Raw genomic sequence first — 25,195 nt, 5'->3', positions numbered from 1 at the left:
TTGCGGGGGGGGGGGCCGGCTCCTCTTTGTGTGGGGGGGGGGGGGGGGGGGGGGGGCGGGGGGGGGGGGGGGGGGGGGGGGGGGCCGGGGGGCCCCCCCCCCCCCACCGCCGTTCACCGTTTCCGGGAGCCGCCTCAGGCCTTGGCCTCGGCCAGGAGCTTCTGGATGCGGGACACGCCCTCGACCAGGTCCGCGTCGCCCAGGGCGTACGACAGGCGCAGGTAGCCGGGGGTGCCGAAGGCCTCGCCCGGGACGACCGCGACCTCGGCCTCGTCCAGGATCAGCGCGGCCAGCTCGACGGAGGTCTGCGGGCGCTTGCCGCGGATCTCCTTGCCGAGGAGCTCCTTGACCGACGGGTACGCGTAGAACGCGCCCTCGGGGGTCGGGCAGAACACGCCGTCGATCTCGTTCAGCATCCGCACGATCAGCTGGCGGCGGCGGTCGAAGGCCGTGCGCATCTCGTGGACGGCGTCCAGGTTGCCGGAGACGGCGGCGAGCGCCGCGACCTGGGCCACGTTGGAGACGTTGGAGGTGGCGTGCGACTGCAGGTTGGTCGCGGCCTTCACCACGTCCTTCGGGCCGATGATCCAGCCCACGCGCCAGCCGGTCATCGCGTACGTCTTGGCCACGCCGTTGACGATGATGCACTTGTCGGCGAGCTCGGGGACGATCGCCGGCAGGGAGACGAACTTGGCCTCGCCGTAGACCAGGTGCTCGTAGATCTCGTCGGTCAGGACCCACAGGCCCTTGTCGGCGGCCCAGCGGCCGATGGCCTCCGCGTCGGCCTCGGAGTACACGGCTCCGGTCGGGTTCGACGGGGAGACGAAGAGGACGACCTTGGTGCGCTCGGTGCGGGCGGCCTCGAGCTGCTCGACCGAGACGCGGTAGCCGGTGGTCTCGTCGGCGACGACCTCGACCGGGACGCCGCCGGCGAGGCGGATCGACTCGGGGTAGGTGGTCCAGTAGGGGGCCGGGACGATGACCTCGTCACCCGGGTCCAGGATCGCGGCGAACGCCTCGTAGATCGCCTGCTTGCCGCCGTTGGTCACCAGGACCTGCGACGCGTCGACCTCGTAGCCGGAGTCGCGCAGCGTCTTCGCGGCGATCGCGGACTTCAGCTCGGGCAGACCGCCGGCCGGCGTGTAGCGGTGGTACTTCGGGTTGCGGCAGGCCTCGACCGCGGCCTCGACGATGTAGTCCGGGGTCGGGAAGTCGGGCTCGCCGGCACCGAAGCCGATCACCGGGCGCCCGGCGGCCTTGAGGGCCTTGGCCTTGGCGTCCACGGCGAGGGTGGCGGACTCGGAAATGGCGCCGATGCGGGCGGAGACACGGCGCTCGGAGGAAGGCGTTTCAGAGGTCATGGGGCCAATCGTCCCAGACGGCTCAGAGGCCCCGCACGCCGTTTCAGTCATCGGACGGACCGGTCGGGAATGTGCTCTGTTAGATGTCAGGTCGAGGGCTACGTTCGACGTCAGGTCCAGGAACACGTACACTCACCTGTCGTTGGCCCCTGCCGGTCACTCCAGAGCGCGAGCACTCCGTGCACCCGTCTGGATGCGGTAGGTTGGGGGACGCAACAAAGGGTCGTAGCTCAATTGGTAGAGCACTGGTCTCCAAAACCAGCGGTTGGGGGTTCGAGTCCCTCCGGCCCTGCTCCACACTCCTCCTCGGACGTGTGCGCAGGTACGTACTTCGATGCAACGCCGTGCGGCGCAACCGGGCGCGGCTACGGCCACGACCCGGATTCAGGTGAGAGACGTGACGGACGCCCTGGGCTCCATCGACATGCCTGACGCCGAGGACGACACCCGCGAGAAGAAGGCCCGCAAGGGCGGCAAGCGCGGGAAGAAGGGTCCTCTGGGTCGGCTCGCGCTGTTCTACCGCCAGATCATCGCGGAACTCCGCAAGGTCGTCTGGCCGACGCGCAACCAGCTCACGACGTACACCACCGTGGTGATTGTCTTCGTCGTCATCATGATCGGTCTGGTGACCGTGATTGACTATGGGTTCCAGGAAGCCATCAAGTTCGTCTTCGGCTGATCCCCGCGGAGGGCGGCGCCTTGATGGGTGCCGCCCGTTTTCGCATGTTCGACCACCTTTTGTATCCAGGAAGAAGCAGCCACCGTGTCTGACCCGAACCTGAACGCGAGCCCCGACTCCGTCGAGTCCGTCGAGGACGCGCTCGACATCGTCGAGGCGGCGGACGCTGTGGACCCGGACGAGGCCGAGCTGGCCGACGCCGAGGCCGGCGTCGCCGCCGAAGAGGCCGCGCTCCACGTCGAGGACGAGGCTGACGAGGTCGCGGAGGACGCGGAGGCCGACGACGCCGACGAGGCTGCCGTCACCGCCGAGGCCGGCGACGTCCAGGACGAGGTCGAGGCCGACGAGGAAGCGGAGGAGGCCGAAGAGGCCGCCGACGCCGAGCCCGTCGACCCCGTCCAGGCCCTGCGCGACGAACTGCGCCTGCTGCCCGGCGAGTGGTACGTGATCCACACCTACGCGGGCTACGAGAAGCGCGTGAAGGCCAACCTGGAGCAGCGCGCCGTCTCGCTGAACGTCGAGGAGTTCATCTACCAGGCCGAGGTGCCCGAGGAAGAGATCGTCCAGATCAAGAACGGCGAGCGCAAGAACGTCCGGCAGAACAAGCTGCCCGGTTACGTTCTCGTCCGCATGGATCTGACGAACGAGTCCTGGGGCGTCGTCCGCAACACCCCCGGTGTCACCGGCTTCGTCGGCAACGCGTACGACCCGTACCCGCTGACGCTGGACGAGATCGTCAAGATGCTCGCCCCGGAGGCGCAGGAGAAGGCCGCCAAGCAGGCCGCCGAGGACGCCGGTCTGCCGGCCCCCGCGGTCAAGCGCACCATCGAGGTCCTGGACTTCGAGGTCGGCGACTCGGTCACCGTCACCGACGGCCCGTTCGCGACGCTCCAGGCGACCATCAACGAGATCAACCCCGACTCGAAGAAGGTCAAGGGCCTCGTCGAGATCTTCGGTCGCGAGACCCCGGTCGAGCTCAGCTTCGACCAGATCCAGAAGAACTGACGATCTTCTGAGCCAACGCTTCCGGACAGGTCAGATCGCCCCGTGAAGGGCGGTCTGACCTGCTCGGTTTTTAGCCCCGCTCCGATACCCGTTATCGTGGTGCGGTATGCCTCCATCCGGATGACCGGATTGGCGGCGAAAAACTCTCACTAGGACCCGGAGAGAGCAATGCCTCCCAAGAAGAAGAAGGTCACGGGGCTTATCAAGCTCCAGATCAAGGCCGGTGCGGCCAACCCGGCTCCGCCGGTCGGCCCCGCGCTCGGTCAGCACGGCGTCAACATCATGGAGTTCTGCAAGGCCTACAACGCCGCGACCGAGTCGCAGCGTGGCATGGTCGTGCCGGTGGAGATCACGGTCTACGAAGACCGCACCTTCACCTTCATCACCAAGACTCCGCCGGCCGCGCGCCTCATCCTGAAGGCCGCGGGCATCGAGAAGGGCTCCGGCGAGCCCCACAAGACCAAGGTCGCCAAGCTCACCGGCGCCCAGGTCCGCGAGATCGCCGAGCTGAAGATGCCCGACCTCAACGCCAACGACGTCGACGCCGCGATGAAGATCATCGCCGGCACCGCGCGCTCGATGGGCGTCACGGTCGAAGGCTGATCCAGCCACCCCCCCCAGCACCACCAGTGGTAGGACCAAGCGCTGGTCCGCACCACGACTCCATGCCTGAAGCCGAAATACAGGAGCAGAAGTGAAGCGCAGCAAGACTCTCCGCGCTGCGGACGCCAAGGTCGACCGGGAGAAGCTGTACGCCCCGCTCGAGGCCGTCCGTCTCGCCAAGGAGACCTCCACGACCAAGTTCGACGCCACCGTCGAGGTCGCCTTCCGCCTGGGTGTCGACCCGCGCAAGGCCGACCAGATGGTCCGTGGCACCGTGAACCTCCCGCACGGCACCGGTAAGACCGCCCGGGTCCTGGTCTTCGCGACCGGTGACCGTGCTGCGGCCGCGGAAGCCGCCGGCGCCGACATCGTCGGCGACGACGAGCTGATCAACGAGATCGCCAAGGGCAACCGCCTGAACGAGTTCGACGCGGTTGTCGCCACTCCGGACCTCATGGGCAAGGTCGGCCGCCTCGGCCGCGTGCTCGGTCCCCGTGGCCTGATGCCGAACCCGAAGACCGGCACCGTCACCATGGACGTTGCCAAGGCTGTCACCGAGATCAAGGGTGGCAAGATCGAGTTCCGTGTCGACAAGCACTCGAACCTGCACTTCATCATCGGCAAGGTCTCCTTCACCGATGAGCAGCTGGTCGAGAACTACGGTGCGGCCCTGGACGAGATCCTTCGTCTGAAGCCGTCCGCCGCGAAGGGCCGCTACGTCAAGAAGGCCGCCCTGAGCACCACGATGGGCCCCGGCATCCAGCTGGACTCGAACCGCACCCGGAACCTCCTCGTCGAGGAAGACCCGGCCGCTGTCTGAGCTCCGCTGAGCCCCCGGCTCACCTGAGTGGCTGAAACGGGCCCCTCGCCCCCTTCACAGGGCGGCGAGGGGCCCGTTTTCCGTGTTTCGGGCCACATGACCCGGTACCGGGCGGTAACCGGCGCGCGGTGGCCGGGCGGTGGAACGTAGGGTCGGTGTGAGAACGAACGATCACAAGGGGTGGGGATCTCCATGTCTGCATACCGCGCTGCGTACCGGAGGAAGGCCGCCGGCGCGACGCTGGCCGCCGTGCTGCTCGTGGGCGGGGCCACCGCGTGCGACGGCGGCAAGAAGGAGGGCTCCGGCAAGGCCGCCGGCGCGGCCTCCGCGCAGCCCTCCGCGCCCGTGGCGGGCGGCTCGGCCACCGAGGCCCTCACCGCGGCCTACCAGAAGACCTCGGCCGCCAAGTCGGCCAAGGTGCGCATGACGATGAAGACGTCCGGCGGGCTCGGCGGCGAGAGCATCGAGATGACGGGTGTCCAGGGATGGGACCCGCAGGTCATGGACATCACCATGAAGGGCGGGCTCGGACAGGCCGGCGTCGACTCGATGCGCATGGTCATGTCCAAGGACGTCATGTACATGGAGATGCCGGCCGACTCTCCGCTGTCCGCGGGCATGGACGGCAAGCGCTGGATGAAGCTCGACATGAAGGCCGCCGCCGAGGCCTCGGCCGACGCCGACGTGCTGAAGAAGTTCGGCGGAGCCGGGGGCGTGGGCGGCATGAGCGGGATGGACCAGAACCAGGACCCCGCCAAGCAGCTGGCCCTGCTGCTCGCCTCGCCGAACGTGAAGCTCCTCGGCTCCGAGAAGGTCGACGGCGCCGACGCCCAGCACTACAAGGGCACCCTGACCTTCGAGGAGATGCTCGCCGCGAAGGAGGGCTCCAAGGCGCTGCCCGAGGCCGACCGCGCGAAGCTCACCGAAGCCATGAAGAAGGCCGGCATCAAGGGCTACGACATGGACGTCTGGGTGAACAAGGACGGCTACCCGGCCCGCATGAAGGTCGCCATCGGCACGCCCCAGGGCTCGCTCGACCTGGACGCCTCGTACTCGGACTACGCCACGACGGCCACCGTCCAGACCCCGCCGGAGAACGAGACCCTCGACCTCTTCGCGATGCTCAAGGACCTCGGCGCCGGCGGCGCCGGAGCAGGCGCCTGAGCCCGGCCGGCCGCGGGCCCTTTCGTAACACCAGAAGCACCAGAACCACCAGAAGCACCAGAACCACCAGAACCATCCATGGGGGAACACCGATGAACACGGCCGTACTGACCCGGGCCGGGATCGCGGCGGCGGGGGCCGCACTGCTCGTGGGCGGCCTCACCGCCTGCGGGACCGGCAAGGCCGACACCAAAACCGACGCCAAGACGGCGGCGAAGCCCGAGACGCCGGCGGAGGCGGTGAAGGCGTCCTACGCGAAGACGGTGGCCGCCAAGTTCGCCAAGTACGAGATGACCATCACCTCGGGCAGCGGCAAGGCCGAGCAGCTCTCGGGCACGAAGGGCTGGTACCCGTCGACCACCGCCATCGACGACAAGGGCGACGGCTCCAACCAGGTCATGATCGGCGACGTCGTCTACACCCACTCGGACAAGCCCCTGGAGGGCAAGTCCTGGATGAAGATGAACCTGAACAAGGACGGCAAGCCCCGCTCCCGGTTCAACGACGACCCGGCCGACTACCTCGCCGTGCTCCTGGGCCAGCAGAAGGTGACGCTGGTCGGCACCGAGCAGATCGACGGCGGGGAGGCCAGGCACTTCAAGGCCGTCCTCACCAACGCCGACCTGCTCGCCGCGGACGAGTCCACCAAGGTGATGGAGGCGGCGAACCGGCAGTACCTGCACGAGGCGCTCAAGGAGTACACCTCCCTCGACGTGGACCTGTGGATCGGCAAGGACGGCCACCCCGTCCGCGTCGACTCGGCGCAGGGCACCAAGGACGGCACGACGAAGGTCTCGGCGAAGTTCTCCGGCTACGGCACGACCCCTCCGGTAGCCGCGCCGCCCGCGGACCAGGTGGCCGACTTCGACGACGTGATGAAGGGCATCGACGACAAGCTCAAGGGCGTCGACGACACGCTGAAAGAGGCCGACAAGACCCTGAAGGACGCGGGTCTGGGCGGTCTGGGCGGCTCCTGAGTCCTCGGGAGCGCCCGGGGTTCCCGGGCGCTCCCAGGGGCGGTCCTGAGGCGATTTGCCTCGGGTCGGCCGGTTCACGTACTCTTCCGGAGAAGCCAAAGACCGCTGGTCGTTGCCGTGCCCGCAAGGGTGCGGTGGCCGAAGGATCCGCCAATTGCGGACGTCCTGCGCAGGTGACCTTGGAATGTTCCCGGAATTCGTTCCGGTTGAGCTACGCCCTGGCGCCTGCGCCGGGGCGTTTCGTATGTCAGCCCCTTCTGAGCGGTCCTCATCACCCGGAAGGAGGCGAACGCACTATGCCGACGCCCAACAAGGCTGCATCGGTAGCCGAGCTCAAGGACGCGTTCCAGAGCTCGAACGCCGCCGTGCTGACCGAGTACCGGGGTCTCACCGTCGCGCAGCTCAAGACGCTGCGTCGCTCTCTTGGTGAGAACGCCCAGTACGCCGTGGTGAAGAACACGCTGACCAAGATTGCGGCCAACCAGGCCGGGATCACCGCGCTGGACGAGCACTTCGCTGGTCCGACCGCGGTCGCCTTCATCACCGGTGACCCGGTGGAGTCGGCGAAGAGCCTGCGTGACTTCGCCAAGGACAACCCGAACCTCATCATCAAGGCGGGTGTCCTTGATGGTAAGGCGCTCACCGCCGATGAGATCAAGAAGCTCGCGGACCTCGAGTCCCGCGAGGTTCTGCTCAGCAAGCTGGCCGGCGCGTTCAAGGGCAAGCAGTCTCAGGCTGCCTCGCTCTTCCAGGCGCTGCCGTCGAAGTTCGTCCGCACTGCGGAAGCGCTTCGCGTCAAGCTCGCCGAGCAGGGCGGTGCCGAGTAATTCGGCTCGCGCACTGATCCACGCCGCCTAGTGCGTGGGTCGTAGCGGGCCGTTACGCCCGCCTCTATATACATCCGGCACCTGCCGAATTAGTGGAAGGATCGCCCATCATGGCGAAGCTCTCTCAGGACGACCTCCTCGCCCAGTTCGAGGAGATGACCCTCATCGAGCTCTCCGAGTTCGTGAAGGCCTTCGAGGAGAAGTTCGACGTCACCGCCGCCGCGGCCGTCGCCGTTGCCGCCCCGGGTCAGGGTGGTGGCGACGCCGCCGCCGCCGAGGAGGAGAAGGACGAGTTCGACGTCATCCTCACCGGTGCCGGCGACAAGAAGATCCAGGTCATCAAGGTCGTGCGCGAGCTGACCTCCCTGGGTCTGAAGGAGGCCAAGGACCTCGTCGACGGTGCGCCGAAGCCCGTCCTCGAGAAGGTCGCCAAGGACGCCGCCGAGAAGGCCGCCGAGGCCCTCAAGGGCGCCGGTGCGGCCGTCGAGGTCAAGTAACACCTCTGAGGCCCTCCTGGGGCCTCATCCAAGGGCGATCACCCGTAAGGGTGGTCGCCCTTTGGCGTACCCGCAGTGCCTGACTTGCCCTGGTCTCGTTGGGGAGTAGGGTGATCATCGTTGCCCCGCAGCCGGGTCCGGAGCTGATCCGCACGGAGCAGGGGGCCTTGACGAACGGCACGCGGCGCGCAATTCTCAGTCCCGTTGTGGGATCGATCGGCCCCGTGCGGGACCGGCCGAGATCCGCGGCACGGATCGAGGATCCGAGGCATGGATCGACTACGAAGAGGGCAGTACTGATACGCGCTCTGTGTGCGAGAGCCACGAGAGCCGCGTGTTGGACGCAGGGTCGCAGGGTTGGTTTAAACGACATGGGGAAGGCCTGTTGCCGGTTTCCGGAAACCTGGTCTGGACATCAGTGAGCCAAGTGGCTACACTGACCCTTTGCGCTGCCTGTTAGCTGCCCCCTGCCCGTCGCCAGGGGCATGCCCACGCTCGAGCACACTTGATCGATACGCCCTGACCAGGTCTTTTCGACCGAATCAGGCGGGCCGTCTTCTGTGTCAGCTGGGACCGGTACGCGCGTAGTGAGTCCGAGCCCTCGGAAGGACCCCCTCTTGGCCGCCTCGCGCAACGCCTCGACCAATACGAACACCGGTGCCAGCACCGCCCCGCTGCGCATCTCCTTTGCAAAGATCAAGGAGCCCCTCGAGGTTCCGAACCTCCTGGCGCTGCAGACCGAGAGCTTTGACTGGCTTCTCGGCAACGCCGCCTGGAAGTCTCGCGTCGAGTCGGCGCTTGAGAGTGGACAGGACGTCCCCACCAAGTCCGGTCTGGAAGAGATCTTCGAGGAGATCTCGCCGATCGAGGACTTCTCCGGGTCGATGTCGCTGACCTTCCGCGACCACCGTTTCGAGCCGGCGAAGAACTCCGTCGACGAGTGCAAGGAGCGCGACTTCACGTACGCGGCTCCGCTGTTCGTCACTGCCGAGTTCACGAACAACGAGACCGGAGAGATCAAGTCTCAGACGGTCTTCATGGGCGACTTCCCGCTCATGACCAACAAGGGCACCTTCGTCATCAACGGCACCGAGCGTGTCGTCGTGTCGCAGCTTGTCCGTTCCCCCGGTGTCTACTTCGACTCCTCCATCGACAAGACGTCCGACAAGGACATCTTCTCCGCCAAGATCATCCCGTCCCGGGGTGCCTGGCTGGAGATGGAGATCGACAAGCGCGACATGGTCGGTGTCCGCATCGACCGCAAGCGCAAGCAGTCCGTCACCGTTCTCCTGAAGGCTCTCGGCTGGACGACCGAGCAGATCCTCGAGGAGTTCGGCGAGTACGAGTCCATGCGCGCCACCCTGGAGAAGGACCACACCCAGGGCCAGGACGACGCGCTGCTCGACATCTACCGCAAGCTGCGTCCGGGCGAACCGCCGACCCGCGAGGCCGCTCAGACGCTGCTCGAGAACCTCTACTTCAACCCGAAGCGCTACGACCTCGCCAAGGTCGGCCGCTACAAGGTGAACAAGAAGCTCGGCGCCGACGAGCCGCTGGACGCCGGCGTGCTCACCACCGACGACATCATCGCGACGATCAAGTACCTCGTGAAGCTTCACGCGGGCGAGACCGACACGACCGGTGAGTCGGGCCGTTCGATCGTCGTCGAGACCGACGACATCGACCACTTCGGCAACCGTCGTCTGCGCAACGTCGGCGAGCTCATCCAGAACCAGGTCCGCACGGGTCTGGCTCGTATGGAGCGCGTCGTCCGCGAGCGGATGACCACGCAGGACGTCGAGGCGATCACGCCGCAGACCCTGATCAACATCCGGCCGGTCGTCGCCTCCATCAAGGAGTTCTTCGGCACCAGCCAGCTGTCGCAGTTCATGGACCAGAACAACCCGCTGTCGGGTCTGACGCACAAGCGTCGTCTCTCGGCTCTGGGTCCCGGTGGTCTGTCCCGTGAGCGGGCCGGCTTCGAGGTCCGTGACGTTCACCCGTCGCACTACGGCCGCATGTGCCCGATCGAGACCCCTGAAGGCCCGAACATCGGTCTGATCGGCTCGCTCGCCTCCTACGGCCGCGTCAACGCGTTCGGTTTCGTCGAGACCCCGTACCGCAAGGTCGTCGAGGGCGTCGTCACCGACGAGGTCGACTACCTGACCGCCGACGAGGAAGACCGCTTCGTCATCGCCCAGGCCAACGCCGGCCTGAACGACGAGATGCGCTTCACGGAGAACCGCGTACTGGTTCGCCGTCGTGGCGGCGAGATCGACTACATCGCCGGCGACGACGTCGACTACATGGACGTCTCCCCGCGCCAGATGGTGTCCGTCGCGACCGCGATGATCCCCTTCCTCGAGCACGACGACGCCAACCGCGCCCTCATGGGCGCGAACATGATGCGCCAGGCCGTTCCGCTCATCAAGGCGGAGGCCCCGCTCGTCGGCACCGGCATGGAGTACCGCTGTGCGGTCGACGCCGGCGACTCGATCAAGGCGGAGAAGGACGGTGTCGTCCAGGAGGTCTCGGCCGACTACATCACCGTCGCCAACGACGACGGCACGTACACCACGTACCGCGTCGCCAAGTTCTCCCGCTCGAACCAGGGCACCTCGGTCAACCAGAAGGTCATCGTCAACGAGGGCGACCGGATCGTCGAGGCCCAGGTCCTCGCCGACGGCCCGGCCACCGAAGAGGGCGAAATGGCCCTCGGCAAGAACCTGCTCGTCGCGTTCATGCCGTGGGAAGGCCACAACTACGAGGACGCGATCATCCTGTCGCAGCGCCTCGTGCAGGACGACGTCCTCTCCTCGATCCACATCGAGGAGCACGAGGTCGACGCCCGTGACACCAAGCTGGGCCCCGAGGAGATCACCCGGGACATCCCGAACGTCTCCGAGGAGGTCCTCGCCGACCTCGACGAGCGCGGCATCATCCGCATCGGTGCGGACGTCGTCGCCGGCGACATCCTCGTCGGCAAGGTCACGCCCAAGGGCGAGACCGAGCTGACCCCGGAGGAGCGCCTGCTCCGCGCGATCTTCGGTGAGAAGGCCCGCGAGGTGCGTGACACCTCGCTCAAGGTCCCTCACGGTGAGATCGGCAAGGTCATCGGTGTCCGCGTCTTCGACCGCGAGGAGGGCGACGAGCTTCCCCCGGGCGTGAACCAGCTGGTCCGCGTCTACGTCGCCCAGAAGCGCAAGATCACCGACGGTGACAAGCTCGCCGGCCGCCACGGCAACAAGGGTGTCATCTCCAAGATCCTTCCGATCGAGGACATGCCCTTCCTCGAGGACGGCACGCCGGTCGACATCATCCTGAACCCGCTGGGTGTCCCGTCCCGAATGAACCCGGGACAGGTCCTGGAGATCCACCTCGGCTGGCTCGCCAGCCGCGGCTGGGACGTCTCCGGCCTCGGCGAGGAATGGGCCGAGCGGCTGAAGGTCATCGGCGCCGACCGCGTCGAGCCCGGCACCAACGTCGCCACCCCCGTGTTCGACGGTGCCCGCGAGGACGAGCTCGCCGGCCTGTTCGAGCACACGATCCCGAACCGCGACGGGGACCGCCTGGTCCTCCCGTCCGGCAAGGCGCGCCTGTTCGACGGCCGCTCCGGCGAGCCGTTCCCGGACCCGATCTCGATCGGGTACATGTACATCCTCAAGCTCCACCACCTGGTCGACGACAAGCTCCACGCTCGGTCGACCGGTCCGTACTCGATGATCACGCAGCAGCCGCTGGGTGGTAAGGCGCAGTTCGGTGGCCAGCGCTTCGGTGAGATGGAGGTGTGGGCGCTCGAGGCTTATGGCGCCGCTTACGCCCTCCAGGAGCTGCTGACCATCAAGTCCGACGACGTCACCGGCCGCGTGAAGGTCTACGAGGCCATCGTCAAGGGCGAGAACATCCCCGAGCCGGGCATTCCCGAGTCCTTCAAGGTGCTCATCAAGGAAATGCAGTCGCTCTGCCTCAACGTGGAGGTGCTGTCCTCGGACGGCATGTCCATCGAGATGCGCGACACCGACGAGGACGTCTTCCGCGCGGCGGAGGAGCTCGGTATCGACCTGTCCCGGCGTGAGCCGAGCAGCGTCGAAGAGGTCTGACGGGCCTGACGGGGGGCTCGCTCAAGAGCCCCCCGTCATCCCCGGGACCGTTCAGACCATGATTGAGACTCGACCCCGAAAGAGGGATTGACGCACAGTGCTCGACGTCAACTTCTTCGACGAGCTGCGGATCGGCCTTGCCACCGCGGACGACATCCGAACCTGGTCGCACGGCGAGGTCAAGAAGCCGGAGACCATCAACTACCGCACCCTCAAGCCCGAGAAGGACGGACTCTTCTGCGAGAAGATCTTCGGTCCGACCCGGGACTGGGAGTGCTACTGCGGCAAGTACAAGCGTGTCCGCTTCAAGGGCATCATCTGTGAGCGCTGTGGCGTCGAGGTCACGCGCGCCAAGGTGCGTCGTGAGCGGATGGGCCACATCGAGCTTGCCGCTCCCGTCACCCACATCTGGTACTTCAAGGGCGTCCCGTCGCGCCTCGGCTACCTGCTGGACCTCGCGCCGAAGGACCTCGAGAAGGTCATCTACTTCGCCGCGTACATGATCACGTTCGTGGACGACGAGCGCCGCACCCGCGACCTCCCGTCGCTGGAGGCCCACGTCTCCGTCGAGCGCCAGCAGATCGAGAACCGCCGTGACGCGGACCTCGAAGGCCGTGCCAAGAAGCTCGAGACCGACCTGGCCGAGCTCGAGGCCGAGGGCGCCAAGGCCGACGTGCGCCGCAAGGTGCGCGAGGGTGCCGAGCGCGAGATGAAGCAGCTCCGTGACCGCGCCCAGCGCGAGATCGACCGCCTCGACGAGGTGTGGGCGCGCTTCAAGAACCTCAAGGTCCAGGACCTCGAGGGCGACGAGCTGCTCTACCGCGAGCTGCGCGACCGCTTCGGCACGTACTTCGACGGTTGCATGGGTGCCGCGGCGCTGCAGAAGCGCCTGGAGTCCTTCGACCTCGATGAAGAGGCCGAGCGCCTCCGCGAGATCATCCGTACCGGCAAGGGCCAGAAGAAGACCCGTGCGCTCAAGCGCCTCAAGGTCGTCTCCGCGTTCCTGCAGACCAGCAACAAGCCCAAGGGCATGGTTCTGGACTGCGTGCCGGTGATCCCGCCGGACCTCCGTCCGATGGTGCAGCTGGACGGTGGCCGCTTCGCGACCTCCGACCTGAACGACCTGTACCGCCGCGTGATCAACCGCAACAACCGCCTGAAGCGCCTTCTCGACCTCGGTGCCCCCGAGATCATCGTGAACAACGAGAAGCGCATGCTCCAGGAGGCCGTGGACGCCCTCTTCGACAACGGTCGTCGTGGTCGCCCGGTGACCGGTCCCGGCAACCGTCCGCTGAAGTCCCTGAGCGACATGCTCAAGGGCAAGCAGGGTCGATTCCGTCAGAACCTCCTCGGCAAGCGCGTGGACTACTCCGCGCGTTCCGTGATCGTCGTCGGTCCGCAGCTGAAGCTGCACCAGTGTGGTCTGCCCAAGGCCATGGCGCTGGAGCTCTTCAAGCCGTTCGTGATGAAGCGCCTGGTCGACCTGAACCACGCGCAGAACATCAAGAGCGCCAAGCGGATGGTCGAGCGCGGCCGCACGGTCGTGTACGACGTGCTCGAAGAGGTCATCGCCGAGCACCCGGTTCTGCTGAACCGTGCGCCCACGCTGCACCGCCTCGGCATCCAGGCCTTCGAGCCCCAGCTGGTCGAAGGCAAGGCCATCCAGATCCACCCGCTCGTCTGCACCGCGTTCAACGCGGACTTCGACGGTGACCAGATGGCCGTGCACCTGCCGCTCTCCGCGGAGGCGCAGGCCGAGGCCCGCATCCTGATGCTGTCCTCGAACAACATCCTCAAGCCGGCCGACGGCCGTCCGGTCACGATGCCGACCCAGGACATGGTCCTCGGTCTGTTCTTCCTGACCACCGACGGTGAGCTCCGTGACACCAAGGGCGAGGGCCGCGCGTTCGGCTCCACGGCCGAGGCGATCATGGCGTTCGACGCCGGCGAGCTCGCGCTGCAGTCGTCCGTCGACATCCGCTTCCCGGTGGGCACCATCCCGCCGCGCGGCTGGGTGGCGCCGGTCGCCGAGGAAGGCGAGCAGGAGTTCCAGCCGGGCGACAGCTTCCGTCTGAAGACCTCGCTGGGCCGCGCGCTCTTCAACGAGCTGCTGCCCGAGGACTACCCGTTCGTCGACTACTCGGTGGGCAAGAAGCAGCTCTCCGAGATCGTCAACGACCTGGCGGAGCGCTACCCCAAGGTCATCGTGGCGGCGACGCTCGACAACCTGAAGGCGGCCGGCTTCCACTGGGCGACCCGTTCGGGCGTCACCGTGGCCATCTCCGACGTCGTCGTGCCCGAGGCCAAGAAGGCCATCGTCGCGGGCTACGAGGCGATGGACGAGAAGGTCCAGAAGCAGTACGAGCGCGGTCTGATCACCAAGGACGAGCGCACGCAGGAGCTCATCGCGATCTGGACCAAGGCGACCAACGAGGTTGCCGAGGCGATGAACGCGAACTTCCCCAAGACGAACCCCATCTTCATGATGGTTGACTCGGGTGCCCGAGGAAACATGATGCAGATGCGACAGATCGCCGGTATGCGTGGTCTGGTGTCGAACGCGAAGAACGAGACCATCCCGCGTCCGATCAAGGCGTCCTTCCGTGAGGGCCTCACCGTTCTGGAGTACTTCATCTCCACGCACGGTGCCCGTAAGGGTCTGGCGGACACCGCCCTGCGTACCGCCGACTCGGGTTACCTGACCCGTCGTCTGGTGGACGTCTCGCAGGACGTGATCATCCGCGAGGAGGACTGCGGCACCGAGCGCGGCCTGAAGCTGAAGATCGCCGTTCGCGGCGAGGACGGCGTGCTGCGCAAGGCCGAGGACGTCGAGACCTCCGTCTACGCCCGCATGCTGGCCGAGGACGTCGTCATCGACGGCAAGGTCATCGCGCCGGCCAACGTCGACCTCGGTGACGTCCTGATCGACGCCCTGGTTGCCAACGGCGTCGAGGAGGTCAAGACCCGCTCGGTCCTGACCTGTGAGTCCGCGGTCGGCACCTGTGCCTTCTGCTACGGACGCTCGCTCGCCACCGGCAAGCTGGTCGACATCGGTGAGGCGGTCGGCATCATCGCCGCCCAGTCCATCGGTGAGCCCGGTACCCAGCTGACGATGCGTACCTTCCACACCGGTGGTGTGGCCGGTGACGACATCACGCAGGGTCTGCCGCGTGTCGTCGAGCTCTTCGAGGCCCGTACCCCGAAGGGTGTCGCCCCGATCTCCGAGGCCGCCGGCCGCGTGCGGATCGAGGAGACCGAGAAGACGAAGAAGATCGTCATCACGCCCGACGACGGCAGCGACGAGACGGCGTTCCCGATCTCGAAGCGCGCCAAGGTCATCGTGCACGAGGGCGACCACGTCGAGGTGGGCCAGAAGCTCACCGCGGGTGCCACCAACCCGCACGACGTGCTGCGCATCCTCGGCCAGCGTGCCGTCCAGGTCCACCTGGTCGGCGAAGTCCAGAAGGTCTACAACTCGCAGGGCGTGTCGATCCACGACAAGCACATCGAGATCATCATTCGGCAGATGCTCCGCCGCGTGACGATCATCGAGTCCGGCGACGCGGAGCTCCTGCCGGGCGAGCTCGTCGAGCGCTCGAAGTTCGAGACCGAGAACCGTCGTGTGGTCACCGAGGGCGGTCACCCCGCCTCCGGCCGTCCGCAGCTGATGGGTATCACCAAGGCCTCGCTGGCGACGGAATCCTGGCTGTCGGCCGCCTCCTTCCAGGAGACGACCCGAGTCCTGACGGATGCGGCGATCAACGCCAAGTCCGACAGCCTCATCGGCCTCAAGGAGAACGTCATCATCGGTAAGCTCATCCCGGCCGGTACGGGCCTCGCCCGCTACCGCAACATCCGGGTCGAGCCCACCGAGGAGGCGAAGGCCGCGATGTACTCGGCCGTCGGCTACGACGACATCGACTACTCCCCCTTCGGCACCGGCTCCGGCCAGGCTGTCCCGCTGGAGGACTACGACTACGGCCCGTACAACGGCTGACAGCTCGTATGAAGGAAGCCCCCCGCCGCTCCGAGAGGAGCGGCGGGGGGCTTCTTCGTGTTCCGGCCCCGGGGGACGGCCCCGGGGCCGGGGGCGACACCGTCAGGCGCGCCGGCGGCGGCGGTGGGTGGTGAGGGTGACCGAGGTGAGGGTCAGGAGGGCCAGGGCGGCTGCGGCGAGGCCGGGGGCGAGGCCCTTGGGGGTGAAGGTGCAGGAGACCTTGCCGGTGCCCGCGGGGAGGTCCACGGAGACCAGGCCGTGGAAGCTCTTCACCGGGGCCGTGCACTGCCAGCCCGGGACGGCCGTCATCGCGAAGACGGCCGTGCCCGTGGCGCCCTTCGGGAGGGCGGCCTCGATGGAGTGGCCGCCCGCGGTGACCTTCGTGGCGCCGGTGGACTTCAGCGAGGCGATCGCCGTGTCCAGGGCGGCCCGGTCCAGGCAGCCGACGGGGTGCTCGCCGGCCGTCGCGCCCTCGGTCCGGGTGTGGACCGTCACCGCCACCTTGCCGTCCGCGGGGACCTTGCCGAGGGGGACCACGCCCGTCATCCGGTCCTCCAGGGGACGGGACGTGCCGGCGTGGGCGAGGGTGCCGTAGAGCTCGGGGGAGTACCAGTACGCCTCGGAGCCCGGGGCGCACAGGGCGGCGTACGTCTGCTCGGTGGCCGTGCCCCCGCGGGTGACCTGCGGGACCTGGTGGACGGTGGCGCCGAGGACGTTCTCCTGCCTGGCGTAGACGCTGTCCGCCGGGTTGGGCGAGGTGTAGGGGCCGGAGCGGAGCGTCACCAGGGGAGGGGCCGCGAAGCGCGTGGAGGTCCAGCTGCCCGGATCGGCTCCCGGGCGGACCCGGGCGCCGATCGAGAAGATCGCGTCGAGCACCGGGTCGTCGGCGCCGAAGAAGGTCCGGCCGTCGTTCTTGAAGCCGTAGCCGAGGGGCTCCAGGGCCTGGTAGGTGGCCTCCGGCAGGTAGCTGCTGTAGTACTGCGGGCCTTCGGCGCGCAGGGCGAGGGCGTCGTTGTACGAGCTCTGCGGCGCCCCGGAGTCGGTCCGGTAGGCGGGCCAGCCGTCCACCTGCCGGACGGCGTCGACGTGCGCGTCGATCGAGCGGTTCGAGGTGGCGGCCGGCTTCGCCCAGCGTTCGCGGCTGCGGCGGGAGTCCGCACTGGCGGCCGCCACCGTGGACTCCGCGAAGACCACCCCGACCATGAGGACCGCGGCCACCGGGATCAGGTACCGCCGCTTCTCGCCCAGGGCGAGGAGGACCAGGGCCAGTACGGAGACGGCCCCGCCCACCAGCACCGCCGGCCAGGTCCAGCCGCCGAAGTCGTCGGCGCGGCGCAGTACGAAGGTGGCCGCGACCAACAGGGCGGCCGTCAGCCCGACGTGCAGCGGGCGCGGGCGGTGGGCCAGGGCCAGCCAGGCCAGGACCACCACCATGCCGCTGAAGACGAACGCCTCGCGGTACGGGTTGCCGTTCGGCACCGCCAGCCCGTGCCACACGTACTGGGTCGGCGGGAACTGGAACGAGGCGGCGACGAGCACGGTCGCCGCCGCCCACACCAGGCGGGTCCGGCGGGCGATGGCGGCGTTGAACAGGAACGATCCGGCGAGGATCAGGCCCAGCGAGGCCACGTACAGCCTGGGGCGGCCGCCCCACAGATGCGTGGCGGGGAGCATCCCGGCGAGGAACAGCTCGATCCGTACGGGCTCGAAGGCCCCGGCCCGGGTGGGCTGGGCGGCGCCGCTGGAGAGGAACGACGGAAGCAGGAGCGGGAGGGTCAGCAGGATGCCCGTCCCGGCGGCCGACCCGGCCCGCCACACGGCGCGCAGCCGCTGGCGGCCGGCCATGTCCCGGGTGACCAGGCGGATGGCGAGCAGTACGCAGGCGGCCATCGTGGCCATCATCGCGGTGTAGAAGTTGCCGAACCAGGCGAGCGCGACGAACAGCGCCGCGCCCGTCCAGCGGCGCTCCTCCAGGCACCACTCGACGGCGATGCCGAGCAGCGGGAGGGCGACCAGGCCCCACAGCCACATCGGGATGTACGAGGCGTCGCTGAGCGCCCAGCCGCAGAGCCCGTAGCAGGCGCCGAGCACCGCGCGCTGCCACCACGGCCCGGGGTGGAGCTTGCCGAGGTAGACCGTCATGACGGCGGCGGCGGTGCCCATGGTGATCGGGGTGATCGCGAAGACGGCGAGGTCGACGTGGTCGCGCGGGACCAGGACGGCCAGCCAGGAGAACGGGTTGCCGAGGTAGGTGTAGTAGTCCGACAGGAACTGCTGGCCGAAGCCTCCGCGCCAGGTGAAGAGCAGGTCACCGGCGGACTGCCCGTGGGCCAGGTCCCAGAGGGCGCGGTGGAAGGGCACGTACTGGTTGGCCTGGTCGTTGATGGCCCGGCCGGTGTTGCCGAAGGGGTAGGTCCCGCGGGCGGCCCAGGCCGAGCAGAACGCGGCCGAGGTGATCAGGAACGCCAGCAGGGGCCCGTACAGGCGGCCGCGCAGACGGGCGGGTACGCGGACGAGCCGCAGGGGTCCGCGGCGGGGAGACGGGAGGGCCGGACGGTCCGTCGCCGTCGTCTCCGGGGTGACCGTCCGCAATGTCCCGCTCCCTGGGTGCTCGTGGCTGCCGTGGATGCCCGTGGATGCCCGTGGACGTCAGTGGAAGCCCGTGGACGTCCGCGGACGCCTGTGCCGATTCGCTTGATTCGCGACGAATCAAGCGAATCGCTGGGGCAGTTTAGTTCGCGGGGGCGGCCGCCCGGTCCCGCTCCCCTTAGCACGCGTTTACCACATGCGCGAGTCGGCAGGGCCACACCGGGGCTTCGCCCAAGCGGCACATGACCGGCGGCGATATCGCGCCGGTCCCGCGCGGGCCTTTGTTTTGACCGGATGGGATGCGGTAGGTACGCTCAGACCTTGTGCCTGGGGTGTGCCTGGGCTCCTGTGCGTGTCCATCAACCGCATGAGAGCCGGATCAGCCACCGCGATCCATGCGTTTCCGTGCTTGCGCGGAGTCCCGCCGGATCCGACACACCCGACCGCGTGGGTCGGCAAAGTTCCAGGTTAGCTTCACTACACGGCACACAGAAACCGGAGAAGTAGTGCCTACGATCCAGCAGCTGGTCCGTAAGGGCCGGCAGGACAAGGTCGAGAAGACGAAGACGCCCGCGCTTGAGGCTTCGCCCCAGCGCCGTGGCGTCTGCACGCGTGTGTTCACGACCACCCCGAAGAAGCCGAACTCGGCGCTCCGTAAGGTCGCGCGTGTGCGTCTGACCTCCGGCATCGAGGTCACCGCTTACATTCCGGGTGAGGGACACAACCTGCAGGAGCACTCGATCGTGCTCGTGCGTGGTGGCCGTGTGAAGGACCTGCCGGGTGTTCGTTACAAGATCATCCGCGGTGCGCTTGACACCCAGGCTGTCAAGAACCGCAAGCAGGCCCGCAGCCGCTACGGCGCCAAGAAGGAGAAGTAAGAATGCCTCGTAAGGGCCCCGCCCCGAAGCGCCCGGTCATCATCGACCCGGTCTACGCATCTCCTCTGGTGACGTCGCTCATCAACAAGATCCTCCTGAACGGCAAGCGCTCCACCGCCGAGCGCATCGTTTACGGCGCCATGGAAGGCCTCCGCGAGAAGACCGGCAACGACCCGGTCATCACGCTGAAGCGCGCGCTCGAGAACGTCAAGCCGTCCCTCGAGGTCAAGTCCCGCCGTGTCGGTGGCGCGACCTACCAGGTCCCCGTCGAGGTCAAGCCGGGTCGCCAGTCGACCCTGGCCCTCCGCTGGCTCGTGGGTTACTCCCGCGCCCGTCGTGAGAAGACCATGACCGAGCGCCTCATGAACGAGCTGCTCGACGCCTCCAACGGTCTTGGCGCTGCCGTCAAGAAGCGCGAGGACACGCACAAGATGGCCGAGTCCAACAAGGCCTTCGCGCACTACCGCTGGTAGTCCCAACCCACATCGAGACCGAGAGAAGACTGAGCCGATATGGCTACCACTTCGCTTGACCTGGCCAAGGTGCGCAACATCGGCATCATGGCTCACATCGACGCGGGCAAGACGACCACCACCGAGCGCATCCTGTTCTACACCGGTGTGTCTTACAAGATCGGTGAAGTCCACGACGGCGCTGCCACGATGGACTGGATGGAGCAGGAGCAGGAGCGCGGCATCACGATCACGTCTGCCGCGACGACCTGCCACTGGCCGCTCGAGGACGTCGACCACACCATCAACATCATCGACACCCCGGGTCACGTTGACTTCACGGTCGAGGTGGAGCGTTCGCTCCGCGTCCTCGACGGTGCCGTCACCGTGTTCGACGGTGTCGCCGGTGTGGAGCCGCAGTCGGAGACGGTGTGGCGTCAGGCCGACCGTTACGGCGTGCCGCGCATCTGCTTCGTCAACAAGCTCGACCGCACCGGCGCCGAGTTCCACCGCTGCGTCGACATGATCAAGGACCGCCTCGGTGCGGTTCCGATCGTCATGCAGCTCCCCATCGGTGCCGAGGCCGACTTCCAGGGTGTCGTCGACCTCGTCACGATGAAGGCGTTCGTCTGGTCCGCCGAGGCGACCAAGGGCGAGATGTACGACATCGTCGACATCCCGGCCACGCACACCGAGGCTGCTGAAGAGTGGCGCGGCAAGCTGGTCGAGACCGTCGCCGAGAACGACGACGAGATCATGGAGCTCTTCCTGAACGGCGACGAGCCGTCCGTGGAGCAGCTGCACGCCGCCGTCCGTCGCATCATCCTCGGCTCCGGCAAGGGCAAGGGCGAGCCCACGATCACCGCGGTGTTCTGTGGCACGGCGTTCAAGAACAAGGGCGTTCAGCCCCTGCTCGACGCCGTCGTCCGCTACCTGCCGTCGCCGCTGGACATCGAGGCCATCGAGGGCCACGACGTCCGCGACGCCGAGGTGGTCGTGAAGCGCAAGCCGTCCGACGAGGAGCCCCTCGCGGCGCTGGCGTTCAAGATCATGAGCGACCCGCACCTCGGCAAGCTCACCTTCGTCCGGGTTTACTCGGGCCGCCTGGAGGCCGGCACCTCGGTGCTGAACTCCGTCAAGGGCAAGAAGGAGCGCATCGGCAAGATCTACCGCATGCACGCCAACAAGCGTGAAGAGATCGACGCGGTGGGCGCCGGTGACATCGTCGCCGTCATGGGCCTGAAGCAGACCACCACCGGTGAGACGCTGTGTGACGACAAGCAGCCCGTGATCCTGGAGTCCATGGACTTCCCGGCTCCGGTCATCCAGGTCGCCATCGAGCCCAAGTCCAAGGGTGACCAGGAGAAGCTGGGTGTCGCCATCCAGCGCCTGGCGGAGGAGGACCCCTCCTTCCACGTTCACTCGGACGAGGAGACGGGCCAGACCATCCTCGGCGGTATGGGCGAGCTGCACCTCGAGGTGCTGGTCGACCGTATGAAGCGTGAGTTCAAGGTCGAGGCCAACGTCGGCAAGCCGCAGGTCGCGTACCGCGAGACCATCCGCGGCACCGTCGAGCGCCACGACTACACGCACAAGAAGCAGACCGGTGGTACCGGTCAGTTCGCCAAGGTGCAGATCGCGATCGAGCCCATCACCGAGGCCGACGGCCCGGCGTACGAGTTCGTGAACAAGGTCACCGGTGGCCGCGTGCCGAAGGAGTACATCCCTTCGGTCGACGCCGGTGCGCAGGAGGCCATGCAGTTCGGCATCCTGGCCGGCTACGAGATGACGGGCGTTCGCGTCACGCTTCTCGACGGTGGCTACCACGAGGTCGACTCCTCCGAGCTCGCGTTCAAGATCGCCGGTTCGCAGGCCTTCAAGGAGGCCGCGCGCAAGGCGTCCCCCGTGCTCATGGAGCCGATGATGGCCGTCGAGGTCACCACCCCTGAGGACTACATGGGTGACGTCATCGGTGACATCAACTCCCGCCGTGGCCAGATCCAGGCCATGGAAGAGCGTCACGGTGCTCGCGTCGTGAAGGGCCTCGTGCCCCTTTCGGAGATGTTCGGCTACGTCGGAGACCTCCGCAGCAAGACCTCGGGTCGCGCCAGCTACTCGATGCAGTTCGACTCCTACGCCGAGGTTCCCCGGAACGTCGCCGAGGAGATCATCGCGAAGGCCAAGGGCGAGTAACTCTTCCGAGTACACGCTTTAGGCTTGTCACCGGAGCCTCTGGGGCAACAGGAGTAACCCTCCGTTGCCCCGGAGGGGCCGGCTTTCCAGCAAAGATCACCTGGCGCCGATGAGTAAGGCGTACAGAACCACTCTCCAGGAGGACCCCGTGGCGAAGGCGAAGTTCGAGCGGACTAAGCCGCACGTCAACATCGGCACCATCGGTCACATTGACCACGGTAAGACGACCCTCACGGCCGCCATTACCAAGGTGCTGCACGACGCGTACCCGGACCTGAACGAGGCCTCGGCCTTCGACCAGATCGACAAGGCTCCTGAGGAGCGCCAGCGCGGTATCACCATCTCCATCGCGCACGTCGAGTACCAGACCGAGGCGCGTCACTACGCCCACGTCGACTGCCCGGGTCACGCTGACTACATCAAGAACATGATCACCGGTGCCGCGCAGATGGACGGCGCCATCCTCGTGGTCGCCGCCACCGACGGCCCGATGCCGCAGACCAAGGAGCACGTGCTCCTGGCCCGCCAGGTCGGCGTTCCGTACATCGTCGTCGCCCTGAACAAGGCCGACATGGTGGACGACGAGGAGATCCTGGAGCTCGTCGAGCTCGAGGTCCGTGAGCTGCTCTCCGAGTACGAGTTCCCGGGCGACGACCTGCCGGTCGTCCGCGTCTCCGCGCTGAAGGCGCTCGAGGGCGACAAGGAGTGGGGCGAGAAGCTTCTCGGCCTCATGACCGCCGTCGACGAGTCGATCCCGACCCCGCCGCGTGACACCGAGAAGCCGTTCCTCATGCCCGTCGAGGACGTCTTCACGATCACCGGTCGCGGTACGGTCGTCACCGGCCGTATCGAGCGTGGTGTCCTGAAGGTCAACGAGACCGTCGACATCATCGGCATCAAGGAAGCCAAGACCACCACCACGGTCACCGGCATCGAGATGTTCCGCAAGCTGCTCGACGAGGGCCAGGCCGGTGAGAACGTCGGTCTGCTCCTCCGTGGCATCAAGCGCGAGGACGTCGAGCGCGGCCAGGTCATCATCAAGCCCGGTTCGGTCACGCCGCACACCGAGTTCGAGGCCCAGGCCTACATCCTGTCGAAGGACGAGGGTGGCCGTCACACCCCGTTCTTCAACAACTACCGCCCGCAGTTCTACTTCCGTACCACGGACGTCACGGGTGTCGTCACCCTGCCGGCCGGCACGGAGATGGTCATGCCGGGCGACAACACCGAGATGACGGTCGCGCTGATCCAGCCGGTCGCCATGGAGGAGGGCCTGAAGTTCGCCATCCGTGAGGGTGGTCGTACGGTCGGCGCCGGCCAGGTCATCAAGATCACGAAGTAATTCGTGCTCTGACCTGGTAGCTCGCGCGAGCGGGCACCATGTTTGACAGAAGGGCCCCTTCCCCACCGCTTCGGCGGCGGGGGAGGGGCCCTTCGTCGTACGGGCGTGCGCCATCGGTACGTACGGGAGTGCGCGCGGCACACGGAAGAGGGCCGCACCCCCGATCCGCGGGGTGCGGCCCTCTCGTGCTGCGGGGAGCCGTCAGCCGGTCACGCGCAGGGACTCGGTGAACTCCTTGCAGGCGGCGTAGTCCGGCAGCAGGCCCGACTCGATCGCCTCGGCCAGCGTCGGCGCGGCCTCGTCGCGGGCGGACAGCAGCGGCACGTCCGCCGGCCACTCGATGCCCAGGTCCGCGTCGAGCGGGTGAACCGAGTGCTCGCCGGTCGGGTTGTACGTCTCCGAGCACAGGTACGACAGCGTGGCGTCGTCGCTCAGGGCGCAGAAACCGTGGCCCAGGCCCTCCGGGATGTAGACCGCGCGGCGGTCCACGTCGTCCAGGCGGACACCCTCCCAGCGGCCGAAGGTCGGGGAGCCGACCCGCAGGTCCACGATGACGTCGAGCACGGCGCCGCGCACGCAGGTCACGTACTTGGCCTGGCCGCGCGGTACGTCGGCGAAGTGGATGCCGCGGACCACGCCGCGCGAGGACACCGAGAGGTTCGCCTGCGCCAGGTTCAGCGGGTGGCCGACGACCTCGGACAGCTTGTCGAAGCGGTACCACTCGGTGAACAGGCCGCGCGGGTCGCCGTGCAGCTGCGGGGTGATCTCGTAGGCGCCCTCCATCGAGAGCTGGCGGAACTTCACCGGGAGGACTCCTCTTCGAGCAGGGCGATCAGGTAGTCGCCGTAACCGCTCTTGAGGAGCGGCTGGGCCAGTTCGCGCAGCTGCGCGGAGTCGATCAGGCCGGCCCGCCAGGCCGCCTCCTCGATGCAGCCGATCTTGAAGCCCTGGCGCTCCTCGATCACGCGGACGAACTCCGAGGCCTGGACCATGGAGACGAAGGTCCCGGTGTCCAGCCAGGCGGTGCCGCGGTCGAGGATGGTGACATTCAGCTCACCGGCCTGGAGGTACGCGTCGTTGACCGCGGTGATCTCCAGTTCGCCGCGCGCGCTGGGCTTCAGGCCGCGGGCGATCTCCACGACGCGGTTGTCGTAGAAGTACAGACCCGGCACCGCGTAGCGGGACTTGGGCTTGACCGGCTTCTCCTCGATGGAGATGGCCTGGCCGTTCTCGTCGAACTCGACCACGCCGTACGCGGTCGGGTCGGCCACCGGATACGCGAAGACCCGGCCGCCCTTGGAGCCGGTGTGCTCCGCCAGGCGCGTGCCGAGGCCGCTGCCGTGGAAGATGTTGTCGCCGAGGATCAGGGCGACGGACTCGTCGCCGATGAAGTCGGCGCCGAGCACGAACGCCTGGGCGATGCCCTCGGGGCGCTCCTGGACCGCGTACTCCAGCCGGATGCCGAACTGGGAGCCGTCGCCGAGCAGTCGCTCGAACTGCGCACGGTCCTCCGGCGTGGTGATGACGAGAATCTCGCTGATTCCGGCCATGACCAGGGTGGAGAGCGGGTAGTAGATCATCGGCTTGTCGAAGACGGGGAGCAGCTGCTTCGAGACTGCCCGGGTCAGCGGCCAGAGTCGGGATCCGGTGCCACCGGCCAAGAGAATTCCACGCATGGCCCCAACCCTATGCGAGAGCGCGCAGGGCGCCG

The 25,195-nt window shown here is 67.5% G+C and carries 18 protein-coding genes and 1 tRNA gene; 15 read left to right on the top strand and 4 right to left on the bottom strand.

The annotated features are described in order from the left end of the window. Nucleotides 1–134 precede the first annotated feature (134 nt). Nucleotides 135–1,361, bottom strand: coding sequence for a pyridoxal phosphate-dependent aminotransferase (locus tag ACFY1T_RS03510; RefSeq protein WP_030870152.1), 1,227 nt, complete (start codon nucleotides 1,359–1,361; stop codon nucleotides 135–137). Between the two features lie 219 nt (nucleotides 1,362–1,580). Here ACFY1T_RS03510 and ACFY1T_RS03505 point away from each other — a divergent pair. The 11 genes from ACFY1T_RS03505 to ACFY1T_RS03455 all read left to right on the top strand — a co-directional run bounded on the left by ACFY1T_RS03505 (nucleotide 1,581) and on the right by ACFY1T_RS03455 (nucleotide 16,030). Next, nucleotides 1,581–1,653, top strand: a tRNA-Trp gene (locus tag ACFY1T_RS03505). Nucleotides 1,654–1,758: 105 nt separating this feature from the next. Further along, on the top strand, nucleotides 1,759–2,040 hold the full coding sequence (gene secE / locus ACFY1T_RS03500) for a preprotein translocase subunit SecE (protein WP_030154653.1): 282 nt from the start codon (nucleotides 1,759–1,761) through the stop codon (nucleotides 2,038–2,040). A gap of 84 nt (nucleotides 2,041–2,124) precedes the next feature. Further along, on the top strand, nucleotides 2,125–3,045 hold the full coding sequence (gene nusG / locus ACFY1T_RS03495; protein WP_390786753.1) for a transcription termination/antitermination protein NusG: 921 nt from the start codon (nucleotides 2,125–2,127) through the stop codon (nucleotides 3,043–3,045). Between the two features lie 168 nt (nucleotides 3,046–3,213). Beyond that, nucleotides 3,214–3,648 (top strand): 50S ribosomal protein L11, encoded by a 435-nt coding sequence (rplK, locus tag ACFY1T_RS03490; protein WP_030154660.1) that lies wholly within the window; start codon nucleotides 3,214–3,216, stop codon nucleotides 3,646–3,648. A gap of 91 nt (nucleotides 3,649–3,739) precedes the next feature. Beyond that, entirely contained in the window at nucleotides 3,740–4,468 is a 729-nt protein-coding gene (gene rplA / locus ACFY1T_RS03485) for a 50S ribosomal protein L1 (RefSeq protein WP_030154662.1), read from the top strand. 192 nt (nucleotides 4,469–4,660) lie between these two features. Next, nucleotides 4,661–5,632 carry a hypothetical protein gene (locus ACFY1T_RS03480; RefSeq protein ID WP_390786752.1) on the top strand — a complete coding sequence of 324 codons (972 nt, stop codon included), beginning with the start codon at nucleotides 4,661–4,663 and terminating at the stop codon, nucleotides 5,630–5,632. 92 nt (nucleotides 5,633–5,724) lie between these two features. Then, nucleotides 5,725–6,609, top strand: coding sequence for a hypothetical protein (locus ACFY1T_RS03475; RefSeq protein ID WP_390786751.1), 885 nt, complete (start codon nucleotides 5,725–5,727; stop codon nucleotides 6,607–6,609). Nucleotides 6,610–6,905: 296 nt separating this feature from the next. Further along, the gene (gene rplJ, locus ACFY1T_RS03470) at nucleotides 6,906–7,436 is read left to right on the top strand and encodes a 50S ribosomal protein L10 (protein ID WP_030008449.1); all 531 of its coding nucleotides are present in this window, start codon (nucleotides 6,906–6,908) and stop codon (nucleotides 7,434–7,436) included. Between the two features lie 110 nt (nucleotides 7,437–7,546). After that, nucleotides 7,547–7,933, top strand: coding sequence for a 50S ribosomal protein L7/L12 (gene rplL, locus ACFY1T_RS03465; protein WP_048474779.1), 387 nt, complete (start codon nucleotides 7,547–7,549; stop codon nucleotides 7,931–7,933). 617 nt (nucleotides 7,934–8,550) lie between these two features. Further along, nucleotides 8,551–12,033 carry a DNA-directed RNA polymerase subunit beta gene (gene rpoB, locus ACFY1T_RS03460; RefSeq protein WP_030870161.1) on the top strand — a complete coding sequence of 1,161 codons (3,483 nt, stop codon included), beginning with the start codon at nucleotides 8,551–8,553 and terminating at the stop codon, nucleotides 12,031–12,033. 97 nt (nucleotides 12,034–12,130) lie between these two features. Then, a complete protein-coding gene (locus ACFY1T_RS03455) occupies nucleotides 12,131–16,030 on the top strand; it encodes a DNA-directed RNA polymerase subunit beta' (protein WP_030870163.1) in 3,900 nt (1,299 codons plus the stop codon). Between the two features lie 102 nt (nucleotides 16,031–16,132). On the opposite strand, the gene ACFY1T_RS03450 is transcribed toward ACFY1T_RS03455, so the two are convergent. Further along, the gene (locus tag ACFY1T_RS03450) at nucleotides 16,133–18,622 is read right to left on the bottom strand and encodes a YfhO family protein (protein WP_390786750.1); all 2,490 of its coding nucleotides are present in this window, start codon (nucleotides 18,620–18,622) and stop codon (nucleotides 16,133–16,135) included. A gap of 503 nt (nucleotides 18,623–19,125) precedes the next feature. Between ACFY1T_RS03450 and rpsL the strand changes: the two genes are divergently transcribed. The 4 genes from rpsL to tuf all read left to right on the top strand — a co-directional run bounded on the left by rpsL (nucleotide 19,126) and on the right by tuf (nucleotide 23,484). After that, nucleotides 19,126–19,497, top strand: a complete 372-nt coding sequence (gene rpsL / locus ACFY1T_RS03445; protein WP_007265893.1) for a 30S ribosomal protein S12 — start codon at nucleotides 19,126–19,128, stop codon at nucleotides 19,495–19,497. A 2-nt stretch (nucleotides 19,498–19,499) separates the two neighbouring features. Then, entirely contained in the window at nucleotides 19,500–19,970 is a 471-nt protein-coding gene (gene rpsG, locus ACFY1T_RS03440) for a 30S ribosomal protein S7 (protein ID WP_007265894.1), read from the top strand. Nucleotides 19,971–20,009: 39 nt separating this feature from the next. Then, nucleotides 20,010–22,142, top strand: coding sequence for an elongation factor G (fusA, locus tag ACFY1T_RS03435; protein WP_030873555.1), 2,133 nt, complete (start codon nucleotides 20,010–20,012; stop codon nucleotides 22,140–22,142). A gap of 148 nt (nucleotides 22,143–22,290) precedes the next feature. After that, a complete protein-coding gene (tuf, locus tag ACFY1T_RS03430; RefSeq protein ID WP_390082235.1) occupies nucleotides 22,291–23,484 on the top strand; it encodes an elongation factor Tu in 1,194 nt (397 codons plus the stop codon). A 201-nt stretch (nucleotides 23,485–23,685) separates the two neighbouring features. On the opposite strand, the gene rfbC is transcribed toward tuf, so the two are convergent. Both rfbC and rfbA read right to left on the bottom strand, forming a co-directional pair. Continuing rightward, nucleotides 23,686–24,267, bottom strand: coding sequence for a dTDP-4-dehydrorhamnose 3,5-epimerase (gene rfbC, locus ACFY1T_RS03425; protein WP_267502091.1), 582 nt, complete (start codon nucleotides 24,265–24,267; stop codon nucleotides 23,686–23,688). Between the two features lie 17 nt (nucleotides 24,268–24,284). After that, nucleotides 24,285–25,160 (bottom strand): glucose-1-phosphate thymidylyltransferase RfbA, encoded by an 876-nt coding sequence (gene rfbA / locus ACFY1T_RS03420; RefSeq protein ID WP_229337000.1) that lies wholly within the window; start codon nucleotides 25,158–25,160, stop codon nucleotides 24,285–24,287. Nucleotides 25,161–25,195 lie beyond the last annotated feature (35 nt).

Origin of the sequence: Streptomyces sp. NPDC001194, assembly GCF_042896985.1 — a bacterium.
Classification (GTDB): domain Bacteria; phylum Actinomycetota; class Actinomycetes; order Streptomycetales; family Streptomycetaceae; genus Streptomyces.
The sequence above is the reverse complement of the archived record's forward strand: the minus strand, read 5'-3'. Positions and strand labels throughout refer to the sequence as shown.